At 58.5% G+C, this 14,858-nt stretch carries 11 protein-coding genes; 8 read left to right on the forward strand and 3 right to left on the reverse strand.

Annotated elements, in window-relative coordinates; genetic code table 11:
• Positions 1–42 precede the first annotated feature (42 nt).
• Positions 43–1,041 carry an AraC family transcriptional regulator gene (locus tag IF205_RS04855; RefSeq protein ID WP_259782166.1) on the reverse strand — a complete coding sequence of 333 codons (999 nt, stop codon included), beginning with the start codon at positions 1,039–1,041 and terminating at the stop codon, positions 43–45.
• A 189-nt stretch (positions 1,042–1,230) separates the two neighbouring features.
• Here IF205_RS04855 and IF205_RS04860 point away from each other — a divergent pair, with 189 nt between their 5' ends.
• The 8 genes from IF205_RS04860 (at position 1,231) to bhcD (ending at position 9,976) form a co-directional block, all read left to right on the forward strand.
• Positions 1,231–3,234, forward strand: a complete 2,004-nt coding sequence (locus IF205_RS04860) for a TonB-dependent receptor domain-containing protein (RefSeq protein ID WP_259782167.1) — start codon at positions 1,231–1,233, stop codon at positions 3,232–3,234.
• A gap of 88 nt (positions 3,235–3,322) precedes the next feature.
• Complete coding sequence (locus IF205_RS04865) at positions 3,323–4,468, forward strand: TroA family protein (RefSeq protein ID WP_259782168.1); 1,146 nt, start codon at positions 3,323–3,325, stop codon at positions 4,466–4,468.
• Positions 4,465–5,535, forward strand: coding sequence for a FecCD family ABC transporter permease (locus IF205_RS04870; RefSeq protein WP_259782169.1), 1,071 nt, complete (start codon positions 4,465–4,467; stop codon positions 5,533–5,535). The genes IF205_RS04865 and IF205_RS04870 overlap by 4 nt, the downstream gene beginning before the upstream one ends.
• Entirely contained in the window at positions 5,532–6,296 is a 765-nt protein-coding gene (locus IF205_RS04875) for an ABC transporter ATP-binding protein (protein WP_259782170.1), read from the forward strand. The genes IF205_RS04870 and IF205_RS04875 overlap by 4 nt, the downstream gene beginning before the upstream one ends.
• Positions 6,297–6,331: 35 nt before the next feature.
• On the forward strand, positions 6,332–6,664 hold the full coding sequence (locus IF205_RS04880) for a DUF2218 domain-containing protein (protein ID WP_259782171.1): 333 nt from the start codon (positions 6,332–6,334) through the stop codon (positions 6,662–6,664).
• A gap of 217 nt (positions 6,665–6,881) precedes the next feature.
• A complete protein-coding gene (gene bhcB / locus IF205_RS04885; RefSeq protein WP_259782172.1) occupies positions 6,882–7,841 on the forward strand; it encodes a beta-hydroxyaspartate dehydratase BhcB in 960 nt (319 codons plus the stop codon).
• Between the two features lie 36 nt (positions 7,842–7,877).
• Entirely contained in the window at positions 7,878–8,996 is a 1,119-nt protein-coding gene (locus IF205_RS04890) for a DSD1 family PLP-dependent enzyme (RefSeq protein WP_259782173.1), read from the forward strand.
• Between the two features lie 14 nt (positions 8,997–9,010).
• Positions 9,011–9,976 carry an iminosuccinate reductase BhcD gene (bhcD, locus tag IF205_RS04895; protein WP_259782174.1) on the forward strand — a complete coding sequence of 322 codons (966 nt, stop codon included), beginning with the start codon at positions 9,011–9,013 and terminating at the stop codon, positions 9,974–9,976.
• A 42-nt stretch (positions 9,977–10,018) separates the two neighbouring features.
• Here bhcD and IF205_RS04900 read toward each other — a convergent pair whose 3' ends face one another.
• Positions 10,019–13,858 carry an ATP-binding protein gene (locus IF205_RS04900; RefSeq protein ID WP_259782175.1) on the reverse strand — a complete coding sequence of 1,280 codons (3,840 nt, stop codon included), beginning with the start codon at positions 13,856–13,858 and terminating at the stop codon, positions 10,019–10,021.
• Between the two features lie 3 nt (positions 13,859–13,861).
• Complete coding sequence (locus tag IF205_RS04905) at positions 13,862–14,689, reverse strand: response regulator (protein ID WP_259782176.1); 828 nt, start codon at positions 14,687–14,689, stop codon at positions 13,862–13,864.
• Positions 14,690–14,858: the final 169 nt, after the last annotated feature.

Below are 14,858 nucleotides of genomic sequence, written 5' to 3' on the forward strand. Positions count from 1 at the left end.
GTACCTGGCCGACAAGCGCCGACGGGCATTCACCACGGGTGATCAGATTTTTGCCGCCGAAGGACTGATGCCGAAGCGGCGCTTGAAGGCTTTTGAGAAATTGGCCGGGTCCGCATATCCCGCAAGATAGGCAGCCTGCCCGACGGTCAGTCCATTTTTCTGGATTGCTTCGCGGGCCGCTGCCAGTCGGCGGTCACGTACCGCTTCATTGACTGTCTTGCCATAGGCGGCCTTGTATACACGCTGCAGGCTGGCAACGCTCATGGCCAGGTCCCGGGCAATTTTTGTAAGCGGGATTTCGTCGTGAAAATGATGGTCGATATAGTCGGTAATACGCGAGGCCCGTTCCTGCTGTTTGGTGGAAAGGACGCCGCCATCCGCGGTTGTTCGGTCACTGAACTGGGAAAAGGCATCGCTGACAATCTCGATCGCGCGGCTTTCCACATATAGTTTTTCAAGCGCCTCCGACTGTCGGGGCGGGTTCATGATCTGCTCGGCAAGGCCCAGAATCCGTTTGGATGGCTGCCAGCTGATGGTGGCCTTATTCTGACGGGTAAATTCCTCGAAAGCACCGGGGCGGGCGTCGTTCTCCGGGAAGAGGGCTTCCAGCCAGTCCCGCGTTACAATGATATGGACCTTGCGTATGCGCTGGCCCTTTTGGGAGCGGCGTGTCAGCCGCGCCGGTTTGGTCAGCATCCAGGCGCGCGCCTGAGATGTATGGCTGTCAGTCAGGGTGAATTCCCGATCGCCGATCCGCACACCGATCCGTCCCTCCAGCATAATGGATACAGTCAGGCCGGGCCGGGCAGAGAATTCCATTTCCAGATCATCCACCTGTTCAGTATCGGTTGCATGAACCATCAAACCGGCATGTCCTTTGAGGAACCCCAGCCGTCCTCGCAGGACCAGCCTGTCGTTGGCAACTGTTGTATCCACCAGCCAACTGCCGGTGCCACGCAGGGTGACATCCTGTGCAATCGGGGTTTTCTGCATGGCCTGTTTCGTGGTGGCAGGGACATTGCCACAACTTATGAACGACATGATCTTCACCTACATATCCGTTTGATGGCGCCGCACTGTCCGGGCTCGGTTTCCGAACATATTTTTGACGATCTGGAACAGGCCAAACCGGTAGCCCTGCCTGTCTGAATGATCATAATGCGAGCCATTCGCAATAACAATGCGATTGGAAATCATTCTTAACTGATAGCATAGAGGTGGGGCTGGTCAATGGTATTCGTGCAATCCAGGGGGAAAAGCTATCTCAGCGCCTTGCGGGGGTCGAGCTGCTTGCAGGTGGTCGCACTCGCCGCGTCGGTAAGCGGTGTGATGATGAAAACTGCGGCTGCGGAAGACGCTGCCGTCACGCTGAAGCCGATTGAGGTAACAACGACCGCTGTGGCGCCGGGCGGCGTCCAGATCAATGAAGACGCGCTGGAAGCCGCTAACCCGCAGAACATCAAGGATGTCTTCGAGGGGGAAACCGCGGTGACCGTCAGCGGCGGGTCGGATGCGGTGCGCAAGACCTATGTGAACGGGGTTGAGGATACCAACCTCAATGTCACGATTGATGGCACCCGCCAGGTGAACTCCGCCTTCCACCATCTGGGGACCAGTTTTATCGACCCCGGCCTGTTGAAGGCTGTGCGGGTGGAAACCGGTGTCGGTCCGGCGGACGCAGGGCCGGGCGCGTTGGGCGGTTCCATTGCCTATGAAACGAAGGATGCCCGCGATCTGGTGGAAGATGGCGAGACCTTCGGCGGTTTTGCGCGTCTTTCCTATGACTTCAACGTCGATGGTTTTAGTGAGGGCCTGGCAGTTGCCGCCAAACATGGTCCGGCGGAGGCCATGATCTATGGGTCCATGGATGGCGGTCATAACTATGACGACGGCAGCGGCAACGAGGTTGATGGCACCGCGCCGGAAATGGATAACCTGATCGGTAAATTTGCCTGGTCTGCCGATGACGGCGGGCGGATTGAGGTGAACGGCACCTATCTGACGGATGAGGGTATCCGTCCGGCGCGTGCGAATTTCGCGGCCCTGGCAAATGGCGCAACGCCGATTTTCAACAGCTATAAACGCAAATCCCTGAATGTCTCCTACAAGGATGACGCGCCGACGGATATGTACGATCCGGAAGTGGTGCTCAGTTACAACCGGTCGGAACTGTTTATTGATGATCTGGCATTCGGCCCGAACACTTTCGACCTGCATTCCGAAACCACCAGTATCAATGGCAAGCTCGCCAATACCTTTACCAGCGGGCTGGGGATGTTCCAGGACGGCAAGATCACGGTCGGCATGGATTTCTACCACGACACGGGTGTTGGCAATAACGAGGGTGGATTTGCCGCCGTTGCGCCGATCGACTATGAAGAGACGTCCATTAACACCGGGGCCTTCGCGCAATTCAGGATGGCGATCCGTGAAGACTGGCGGGTGTCTTTCGGTGGCCGTCTGGACCGCCAGTGGTTCGAAGGGGTCGATGGCACCGATATCGACGAATTTGGCGCAAGCGGTAACATCAATACGGAATATGATTTCGTTCCCGGCCTGACCGGCTATGCGGGCATGTCGAACACCTTTGGCGGCATTCCCCTGGGCGAGGCGGCGATCTACAACTTTGCGGGTGTGTGGAATTACGACGGTCTGAAATCCTCCCGTGCGCGCAGCTACAAGGTCGGCACCAAATTCGAGCACGGCCCCTTCGACGGTGACGTGAATATCTATCGCACCGAAATCGATGGCAGCCACGAGCGCGGCAGCGCCACCCGCAACAGCACCTTGGATCTGGTCAGCAAAGGCATCAATATTTCCGGCCGCTATAAATACGGCGATGGCTATATCCGTGCGGGTTACACCCACAACGACTTTTCCGCCAACGGCAGCGATCTGGGAACAACCAGTTCTTCCTTCCACGGGCTTGAGATGGGGGATGTCTTCACGCTGCAGGCCATGCACAACTGGTATGACCTGGGGCTGGCGGCTGGTGTCTCCGTGGAGGCGGCGTTGGAGGATGAGGACTTCAACCGGGACGGCTATGCGGTCACCAATATCCATGGCGAATGGATGCCGGAGGTGGTCGAAGACCTGACGGTGCGGGTGGACGTGAAAAACCTCTTCGACAAGACCTATGTCAGCCGGGCGACGGCGGGCACGGACAGCGCGGCCGCGGTTCCCTTCAATGAGCCGGGGCGGACCTTCCTGGTCTCGGCAAAAATGCTCTTCTAGAGGCGGTGGTCAAATCAACGGAATAAGGCGTCTGCAGGTGGTTTTCCAACCGCCTGCTTCGCTGTTCAAGGGATAGTGGATAGCCAAGATGAAAATGCTTTCGACAATATTCAAGGTGCTGGCTGTATTGGCCATCGTTCCAAATATTGCTGTCGCCAGGGAGGCGATTACCGTGACCGACATTGCCGGGCGTGAGGTCCGGGTTCAGGTGCCGGTTGATCATGTCATCCTTGGGGAAGGGCGCTATATGCCCGCGCTTGCCATTCTGGACCGGGACAACCCGATCAAACGCGTGTCCGGCATGGTCGGAGACTTTGAAAAATACGACCCCGCAGGCTATGCCCAGTTCCGGAAGCATTTTCCCGCCATCGACGATATCCCGCGCATCGGCGGTGGAAATGCGGGGTCGTTCAGCCTGGAAAAGGCGCTTTCGGTAAAGCCTGACGTGGCGATTTTCGGTCTGATGAGCGGCCACGGCCCCAGTGCCAAGAGCAAGGAAATCCTGGATATGTTTGCCGCGGCGGATATCCCCGTGGTGACGATTGATTTCCGTATTGACCCGCTGGTGAACACGCCCAAGTCTCTTGCCCTGCTGGGCAGGCTGTTCGGCCGGGACAGGCAGGCGACCGAATTCCTCACCTATTACGGGGAGCAACTGGCTCTGGTGCAGGATCGCCTTGCAACGGTGGAGCAGAAGCCGACGGTCTTTCTGGAAAGCCGTGTCGGCTTGCGCAATGACTGCTGTGAGGCCATGGGCGACAAGATGATGGGCCGGTTCGTTGCCATGGCAGGGGGGCGGAACATCTTTGCCGAAACCATCCCCGGCACGCATGGCATCGTCAGTCTGGAGCATCTTCTGGTCGATCAGCCTGACATCTATATGGCGACTGCCATCGGGGCGTCTTCGCGGGACGGCGATGCCGTTAAATTTGTCACGTTGGGGGCTGGAGCCGATGCGGCGCTGGCACGTGACAGTTTGCGGCATGCCGTCTCGCGCAAGGGAATTTCCGAATTGCGTGCGGTCAAACAGGGGCGTGCCTATGCGGTCTGGCATCACTTTTACAACACGCCGCTGAATGTGGCCGCCGTTCAGGCCATGGCGAAATGGTTCCACCCTGATTTGTTCAAGGACCTTGATCCGCAAGTGACCCTGCGGACCATGTATCACCGGTTTCAGCCGTTTGAACTGGACGGGGTCTATTGGACCGGGTTGGGTGAGAGTGCCGGTCAATGAGTGAGCTTTCGCAAACTGCGGGCAGCGCACCGTCGCTTGCGGCGCAATACCGGAAATTCGTCTATCGCCGTGTGTTCTGGCTGTCGGTGTTGCTGGCGGCGCTGGTGGTTGCCGTTGCCATCAATGTGGCGGTCGGTCCGTCGGGCATGGGATTGAGCAAGCTGATTGCCGGATTGATCGACCCCTCGACGATGGATACGGTCGAACGGCTTATCCTGTGGGACATTCGTCTTCCTTTTGCCCTGATGGCGGTCTGCGTCGGGGCCTGTCTGGGACTGGCGGGTGCGGAGATGCAGACGGTGCTGAACAACCCGCTGGCAAGCCCATCCACCATGGGGGTGATGTATGCGGCGACGCTGGGCGCGTCCCTTGCAATCGTCCTGCGGGCGGAAGTTCTGGGCATTCCTGAAAACTACATCATTCCCTTCTGCGCCTTTGCCGGGGCGATGGCGGCGATGGTCCTGATCCAGTTCCTGTCCCGCCTGTTCGGGGCCACGGTGAATACGGTGGTCCTGTTCGGGATCGCGATGGTTTTCGCTCTGGAGGCACTGGTCCAGCTCATCCAGTTCGCCGCGGACAGCGACAGCCTGCAGCAAATTGTCTTCTGGACCATGGGCAGCCTGTCCCGCGCCAGTTGGGAGAAGGTCGGCATCGTCAGTCTGATATTCCTGGCCTGCGTGCCCTTTTCGATCCGGCACATGTGGAAGATGACCATTTTACGCGGTGGTGAGGACTATGCCCGCAGCTTTGGCGTGTCCGTGGACCGTCTGGGCCTGATCGTCCTGTTGCGGGTGAGCGTACTGACCGCCGGGGCGGTGGCCTTTACCGGTGTCCTGGGGTTTGTCGGGCTGGTCGGTCCGCATATCGCCCGCATGGCCTTTGGCGAGGATCATCGGTTCTACCTGCCGGGCAGTGCGCTGGCAGGAGCCTTCATTCTGGCGACTGCGTCCATTTTCAGTAAAACGCTGGTGCCGGGCGTGATGGTGCCGGAAGGGATTGTCACGGCCCTGATCGGGATTCCGATCTTCCTCGGTTTGCTGGTGACCCAGCGGCGGAGGGGCGGATGAGCGGCCTTCTGATCGAAAACCTGTCTTTGCATCATGGCAGGCAGACTGTTCTGTCGGATGTGACCCTGCCGGAACTGTCCTATGGATCGGTGGTTGGAATCCTCGGTCCGAACGGGGTCGGGAAATCAACTTTCATGAGGGCGATTGCCGGTCAGGGCAGGGCCGATGGCACCATTTCCATGCCGGGCGAAGACCTGTCGCGTCCGGGCATGATCGGTTATCTGCCGCAGACCCTGCCGCAACCGACAACCCTGATCGCCTATGAGGCCGTGGTAAGCGCCTGTCGTGCGGTGCGCCCGGAATATGGCAAGGCAACCGTGGATGATGCGGCGGAAGAAATCCTCACCCTTCTGGGTATCCGTCATCTGGCCTTCAAGGGCATGAACAGACTGTCCGGTGGACAACGCCAGATGGTTGGCCTGGCCCAGGTTCTGGTCAGCCAGCCGAAAATCCTGTTGCTGGACGAACCGACAAGCGCCCTGGACCTGCGCTGGCAGTTGAGTGTCTTTGGACTGGTGCGTTCAGTCCTCTCGCGGCGTGATGGCCTGTGTCTGATCGCATTGCACGATATCAATCTCGCCATGCGCCATTGTGACCGGATTGCCCTTTTTGCGGACGGTCAACTGCTGTCCTTCGGGGTGCCGGGGGAGGCGATGACGCCGGAAAACCTGCGCCGGGCCTATGGTGTGGAGGGACGGGTGGAAATCTGTTCCAACGGCCATCCCTTTGTCATGACCGACCGGGTCATCGCCCCGGCGTAACCAGCATCAATGAAAAACAGTCAAGGATTGGGACCATGTTTGAAAATACCGCAACGGTGACCACGGAAAAGGCCGCCAAATATCTTGTCCAGCTTTGCAAGCATTTCGCCCATAAGGTCGAGGTGGACTATTGCGAGACCAGTGGGACGGTTCATTTCCCGCCGGGGCCTTGCGCCATGCATGCGGATGAAAACACCCTGACCATGCAATGCCGGTCGGAAAGCCTGCGCGGGGTTTTGATGATGCAGGGCATTCTGGACAGCCATCTGGAACGCTTTGCCTGGCGTGAGGAAATCACCATTCCCTGGCCGAAACTGGATGGCGAGGACGCGGTTCGGGCGCAGGTGGCAGCCGAACAACAGGGGTGATGCGTTGCGGTAAGTCACTGACTTGCCGCATGCAATCTTTCTTTCAAAAAAATATTAAAAGTATTTTTAGTTTTTATATTATTCCGGAATTATGGCGACCTAGGCACACTCTCTCCAGAGGCTTTTCCCTTGCAGGCGAAGAAGACGCGAACCACGCGCAGCGGCCCGTCCCGCGACCTGCAAATCACTGAGACAAAAGCGGATGGAGAGAGCGCCCATGTATGTGCCAACCTTTGATGACGTCCTTGCCGCGCATGAACGCATCAAGCCCTATATTCACCGCACGCCGGTGATGACGAGCGCCACCTTTGACGGCATGACCGGGGCGAAACTGTTCTTCAAATGTGAAAACCTTCAAAAGGCCGGTGCCTTCAAGGTGCGCGGGGCGACCAATGCCGTCTTCTCCCTGACAGAGGAGGAGGCTAAGCGCGGTGTTGTCACCCATTCCTCCGGCAATCATGCCCTGTCGCTCAGCCGCGCGGCATCCTTTCGCGGGATCAGTTGCACGGTTGTGATGCCGGAAACTGCGCCCCAGGCGAAACTGGATGCGGTGCGCGGATACGGCGGTGAGGTGATCACCTGTGCGCCCAGCCTGCAGGCCCGGGAGGAAACCCTGGCGGATCTGGTGGAGCGCACCGGCGGCAATTTCGTGCATCCCTATAACGACCATCGGGTGATCGCGGGACAGGGAACCTGTTCGGTGGAATTGATCGACCAGGTGGGTGCGCTGGATGCGGTGATCGCGCCGATCGGCGGCGGCGGGATGGTCAGCGGGACAAGCCTGTCCATGGCGGCTTTGTCGACGGGGACCAAAGTCTATGCGGCGGAACCAAAAAACGCCGACGATGCCTACCGGTCCTTCAAGGCGGGACACATCATCGAGGATGATGCGCCGGATACGGTGGCCGACGGTTTGAAAGTGTCCCTGCGGGACCTGACTTTCCACATCATCAGTAACCATGTGACCGACATCCTGACGGTGACGGAGGAACAGATCATCGAGGCCATGCGCCTGATATGGCAACGTATGAAGATCGTGGTGGAGCCTTCTTCCGCCGTCACATTGGCCGCCATTTTTGCCCATCCTGAAATTTTTGAAGGAAAACGCGTCGGGGTAATCCTGACCGGCGGCAACGTGGATTTGAACAAACTGCCCTGGCTGCCCAAAGCGGCGTGATCCGGGTGAAGACAAAACAAGTTTGGGAGACAGAATATGACCATTAACATTCCCGCCGAAATCGGCATGTGCGTCGAGGATGTGGACACGCCCGCCCTGTTGATCGACCTGGATGCCTTTGAGCGCAATGTGGATCGCATGGCGAATTTCATCAGCCAAGCCGGGGTGCGTATCCGTGTTCATGCCAAAACCCATAAATCACCTGATATCGCGCTTTATCAGATCGCCCATGGTGCGGTCGGTGTCTGCTGCCAAAAAGTCAGCGAGGCCGAGGCGCTGGTTCACGGCGGCGTTCGCGATGTGCTGGTCTCCAACGAGGTGGTCGGCCAGCGCAAGATCGAACGTCTGGCGGCGCTGGCGAAACGTGCCCGCGTGCTGGTCTGTGTTGATGACATCGACAATATCTCCGATCTGGACGAGGCTGCCGGGCGTTACGGCGTAACTTTGGAAGTGCTGGTGGAGATCGATGCGGGCGCAGGCCGCTGCGGGGTGCAGCCGGGGGACGCCGCCCTGCCACTGGCGCAGAAGGTGGACGCCTCCGCCAACCTGAAATTTGCGGGCATTCAGGCCTATCAGGGCAAGGCGCAGCATGTGCATGACTTCAACGAGCGCAAGGCCGCCATCGACGCCGCCGTGGACAAGGTTCGCAAGACCGTTGGCATCCTCAAAGATGCCGGGTTGGACTGCGACATCATTGCGGGCGCAGGCTCCGGCACCTATCAGTTCGAGGCGGGCAGCGGCGTCTATAACGAACTGCAATGCGGGTCTTATGTTTTCATGGATGCCGACTATGGCCGCATCCTGATGGAGGACGGGCGCCAGATCGACGATTTTGAAAACAGCCTCTTCATCTATACCCAGGTGATGAGCAAGACCAAAATCGACAAGGCGATCTGTGACGCGGGCCTGAAGGCGCAAAGCGTCGATAGCGGTCTGCCCCTGATCTATGGCCGGACCGATGTAGAATATATCGGGGCCTCTGACGAGCATGGCGTCATCAGCGATCCGGATGACAAGCTGCGGCTGGGCGACAAGCTTTATCTGGTGCCGGGGCACTGCGACCCGACCGTCAATGTCTATGACTGGTATGTGGGGGTGCGCAACGGCGTCGTGGAAAGCATTCTGGCGGTCAGCGCCCGTGGCATGTGCCTGTAAGGGGAGGAGTCAGAATGCTTGTTGTTAAGGAACAGACGGTCAAGGATCTGGTTACCGACGAGATTGCCTTTGAGGCGGTGGAGGCGGTCTTTGCCGCCATGGCGCGCGGGGATGCCTATAACTTCCCTGTGGTGCGCGAGGCAATCGGCTATGCCGATGCGCTCTACGGGTTCAAATCCGGGTTCGACCGCTCAAGTCTGGCGCTGGGCCTGAAATCCGGTGGCTATTGGCCGGGGAACGCAGAACGCGGCCTGACCAATCATCAGTCGACTGTTGTCTTATTCGATGCGGATACGGGCCGTCCCAAGGCCCTTGTTGGCGGCAATTATCTGACAGCGGTGCGGACGGCGGCGGCGAGTGCAGTTTCCATCTATCACCTGGCACGTGAGGAATCGTCTGTCCTGGGGATGATCGGGGCGGGCCACCAGTCCACCTTCCAGCTTCGCGCCGCGTTGAAACAGCGAAAATTCGATCGGATCATCGGCTGGAATATCGAGCCGGAACGCCTGTCTGTTCTGGAAGAAGTTGCCGCCGAACATGGCATTCCGTTTCAGCGGGCGGAACTGGAAATCCTGTGCAAGCAGGCCGATGTGATCATCACGATCACCTCCTGCTTCTCACCATTGGTCATGAAGAACTGGGTGCTGCCGGGCACGCATATCGCCTGCATGGGGACAGACACCAAAGGCAAGCAAGAGGTCGAGGCAGGCCTGATGCCGCAGGCCAAACTGTTCACCGACGAGGTTGCGCAGTCCATTTCCATCGGTGAATGCCAGCATGCCTTTGAGGCAGGCCTTATCAATCAGGACGATATTACCCCGGTCGGGGCGGTCATCAGCGGAAGCCATCCGGGCCGGTCCGCAGCGGATGAGATCACCGTATTCGACGGTACGGGGGTCGGTCTTCAGGATTTGGCCGTGGCCTCGATTGCTGTTGAGGTGGCCGTCAAAAACGGCCTGGCGCAGGAAATCGACTTCTAGGATTCCCGTCTCCCAGGGGAATGACGGAACCAATGCCCCCAATCATTGGTCGTCCGACAGGATATCGCGGTCAATAATGGCCGCGATATCTTTTTGCAGCTTTGTGAATTCCGTCAGGAAAGGCTTCAGGGCGTCGTCGAAGTCATCGGTGCCGTTGCCGGACAGGCTGGTCAGCAGGGTCTGGGCGGTTTGGTCGATGGTGATGGCACCGATAGTTCCGGCCAGTCCCCGGAATGTATGGACCAGACGGCGGGCATCTTCTTGGTGACCATCCGTCAGCAACTGCTTCAGGTCCTTGTCGATTGCCTGATACTTGCCTTGGAATTCCTTCAGAAGTTTCAGGTACAGCGCCTTTTTGTGGTCCAGATTGACCAGCCCGCTGTTGAGGGAAATGGCCTCGAAGGAATTCGCCGCAGCGCCGTCCTGCTTTGGGGCAGGCGTGCGGTCGATGGCAACGCCGATGCGTCGGCCATGGGCCTTGAACAGCCAACGGGCGATCACGCTTAACAGATCATTGGGGTCGATGGGTTTGCCCAGATGATCATTGATACCGACGGCAAGGCATCGCTGTTTCACCTCCTTGAAGGCATCGGCCGACAACGCAATGATCGGCAGGGTGTAGGCCAACTCTTCCCGGATCGCCCGCGTGGCGTCATAGCCGTCCATGGAAGGCATATGCAGGTCCATGAGGACGAGGTGATAGGCGTCCTCGCCATCGCGCCGCAGGCGGTCCATGGCGGCCAGGCCATCCGGTGCGATGGTGATCTGGGCCCCCAGGTCACCCAGGATTTCCTCCACAACCATCTGGTTGGCCTCGTTGTCCTCCACAAGCAGGATCTTCACGCCTTTCAGCAGGTCGCTGCGGCGGCGGTCGCGCGGATCGTTTTCCTCGCTTGCATCCCCGTTGGTCAGCAGGGTCAGCATTGTTTTTTGCAGCCGGTTCAGGCGCACCGGTTTCGACAGGAAGGCATGCACGCCTTCCGTCGGCTCCATCCGTTCATCCTCTTCGGTGATCTTGCGGGTCAGCGCAATGACATGCGGTGCGCTCCGTTTTGCTTCGGCAGCCAGGATCGCCATGACATCGGACCGGCAGACACCCAGGCTGTCCCAGTCTATCAGGATCAGGTCGGCTGTCGGGCCGTCATTGTGCAGATGGTCGGCAAGCCGTGCGGGCGCTTCGCAGGTGACAGAGGCAAGGCCGCAGATATCCAGCAGGCGTTTCAGGCTTTTCGTTTCCGTCGGGTCCGGCGACAGCAGAAGGATATTCGGTTTTGGCGTGAGGGCGGCCAGGGGTTGTTCAACCGAGGCCGAACTTAATTCAAACCGGGCTGTAATCGTGAAGGCGCTACCCTCGCCATGGGTGCTTTCCGCGTCAATCGTGCCACCCATAAGGTTGGTCAGGCGTTTGCAGATCGACAGGCCAAGGCCGGTGCCGCCATATTCGCGGGTCGTGCTGGTGACGGCCTGTGTGAAGGCCTCATACATGGTATGCATCTGTTCCGCCGTCATGCCTATGCCGGTATCGCTGACGACGGCGCGCAGGGTAACCATGTTGTTTTCGTCGGGCAGGACGTCGATCTTGATGCGCACCTCGCCTTCATGGGTGAATTTGATGGCGTTGGTCACCAGATTCAAAAGAACCTGTTCCAGTTTCAGCGCATCGCCGACCAGATAGCGGTCCAGATTGTCAGGACGCATGACATAGACGTTGATCGGCTTGTCATGGGCCAATAGGCGCGTATGCACGATGACGTCGTCGATCACGTTATGCAGGTTGAACTCGATCTCTTCCAGCTCCAGCTTGTCCGCGTCCATCTTGGTGACATCCAGGATGTCATTGATGATTTTCAGCAGGATCTTGCCGGATCGGTTCAGGCTGTCGAGATAGCGTTTCTGGGTGGGCAGGTGATCGCGTGTGTTCAGCAGATGCCCGATGCCCAGAATGGCGTTGAGCGGGGTGCGGATTTCATGGCTCATATTGGCCAGGAAGTTCTGCTTGGCCTGGGCTGCCTGCAGGGCGGCGGTCCGGGCGTCCTCCAGTTCGGCGGTACGCTCCTGCACCATGCGCTCCAACTGTGTCTTGTAGAGATGGACCTCGTCTTCCGCGGCTTTACGTTCGGAAATGTCCAACACACCGGAGACCAGGGATTCCTGGCCTTCATACATAACGGATATGGATGAAATCGCGGCCCAGAATTCACTGCCGTCGGGACGGCGCATGCGATAGGTGAAGTCACGGACTTGCCCGGCGCGTTCCAGCTTGCCCAGCAGACGTTCACGGTCCCGCTTGTCGGCGTAAAAATCACCAAAACTGTAGTCGTCGTAATGCGCGTGAATGGGAATGCCCAGCATCTCCATCAGGCGCTGGTTCATATAAAGGACGACACCGTCCGACTTGCGGGCGATGGCGAGGCCTTCGGGCAGGCTTTCGGCAATCAGCCGGAACCGGTTTTCACTTTCCTGCAATTCGTCGAAGGACTGGGTCAGGCGGTGGCTCATCCGGTTGAGCGTGGAGGCCAGCAGGTCAATCTCTGTAAAACGCTGGTTGGCGTCGGTTTTTACCTCAAGGCCCAACAGCGGCGTGTCGTTGACCTGTTGCGTGATGCCTTGCAGCGGGCGGACCAGAATGCGCCGCAGCCAGATATAGGCACCGGCCATGCTGACCAGAAGGACGGCAATGAAAACCGCCAGGATTTTGGATGTGGCCTCACGCGCCCCGGCGGTGGCGATCCGTTCCGGGGTTACCACCACGATCTTCCAGTAGACCTTTGGCATGACGAACATGGACACCGACACCGGCTCCTTCAGGAGGATATCATTCGGCAAGGACAGTCTGGCGGAGGTGACAGTCTCCGCCGTGTCTGCCGCCATGGGATCGGCGAAGATGGCGGAAATCATCTGCGCCTCTGCGGAATTTACCTGATAGCTTTCAGTCGCCAGTCTTGAGGCAAGTTCCGGGTCGTAGCTGGGCAGCTTGCGGGCGGCCCGCAGGATATCGGCGGAGAATTTCTCAAGCCGTTGGGCAATCGGTGAGAATTCCGGCTTTTGCATGGCCAGTTCACTGACCGAAATGAAATCCTGCGGCACCTGTGACGGCGCGGCAGAGCGCACAAGGTCCAAGTCCGGAAATGACAGAAAACGGTTGTTGCGGTCAACCGCAAAGGCATAACCGCCCAGGCGGCGTGCCCGGTCTGCGAAAAAGCGCTGCAGGCCGGTCAGTTTGACGTCGACCGTGGCAACGCCATAAAGCTCACCGTCTTTATGCATGGGCACACTGCAGGTGACCATGGGCTCCAGCGAATAGGGGTCCATATAGGATTTCGACCAGAAACACCGGTCGTTGCCGACATATTTGGCGGGCACATACCATTCTTCATGGTGATAGCCGCGACCGTCCTTGGCGTTGTAATCGTCATAATAGAGCAGCTTGCGCCCTGATTTCCGGGCCCAGAAAAAGCTGCGGCGTTCCACGCCGGGGGTGAAGGCATGAGGTTCCGGCCACACGCCGCCGCCGGCAATGATGGCGTCGATATCCTCATAATCCATCATATGGGGCACGACCTCTTTGACGAGCTCCGGGTCGTTGGGCAGCATCTCTTCCAGATTGGCGATGGAACGGGTCAGGGATTCCGTGGCCTCGACCTTCTGACCCAATTCGGTCATCAGGCGATTACCCGCCTGATCCACCAATTCAAAATTCTTTTCCGTCAGGACGTCGTGCAACAGGGTCTGGTTGACGGTGACGACCGCCGTGATCAGCATGACAAGCGTGATCAGCAACCCGACCAGCAGATGGAACTGCAGGCTTTCATACCAAAGGACCGGCGGCGGTGCGCTTTCGCTGTCCTGGCTGTTATCCTGCGGTTGCGCCTGGTCGGTCATGGATTAATCTGCGATCTCGACAGCCTGCAAGATGTCGATGGCCTGGGTCACGGCGGATTTCGCGTGGCGAAGATTGTCGGCACGGGCGGCCAGCAGGCCCTCCAGGTCCTGACGGGTCTTTTTCAATTCCACATGGGTGCGAATGCGCGCCTTGAGAACGGATGGCTTGAACGGTCTTGCCACATAATCGCTGGCACCCATTTCCAGACCCTGGCTTTCATCTTCCTCATTATCCAATACGGTCAGGAAAATGATCGGAATATGCTGGGTCAGGAAGTGGTTCTTCAACTGACGGCAAATCTCATAGCCGGACATTTCCGGCATTTGCACGTCCAGCAGGATCGCGTCGATATCGGGCGTTTCCTGGGCGACCTTCAGGGCGTGCACTCCGCGTGTTTCAGTGAGAACCTCAAACTGATCGGACAGCAGTTCCGTGATCATGGTGAGGTTCAGCGGCTCGTCGTCCACCACCAGAATTTTTCCCTCCGCCGGTAAACTTTCGGGCAAAGGGGCCGTTGGCGTATCGCTTCCAGCGTCGCTTTCCGGGTCCGGATTGCGGATGATATTCTGTGCCGCACGGGCAATGTTTTCGATGCTGGGGGAAAGGGTTGCGCTGAAGCTTTCCCCGGCGGGCGTCAGGCTGAGTGACTTGCCGTTGCGCTCAAAAAGCTGCGTGCCCAGGAAATCCTCCAGCAGGCGAATCTGGCGGCTGACGGCCTCACGGGTCACCAGAAGTTCTTTCGATGCCTTGGTAAAATTCAATTGCCTCGCGGCAGCCTCGAAGACCACAAGGCTGGTCAGGGGCGGCAATGCGCCTCGCAGGTTTTTCATCCCAGTGCCTCCAAAATACCATCAGTCTTGTTGTCGTTATTCGACTGTTTGGCAAGGGCGCATTCTATGCGACAGGCCTCATATGGTGTTGCGACAAAAAATTCTCACAAGGGCAATCTTTTGTTCCGTGGACACCGAGCCCCCACCCGACAGTACACTTACCATTCAA

Source organism: Aestuariispira ectoiniformans (genome assembly GCF_025136295.1).
Lineage (GTDB): Bacteria > Pseudomonadota > Alphaproteobacteria > UBA8366 > Aestuariispiraceae > Aestuariispira_A > Aestuariispira_A ectoiniformans.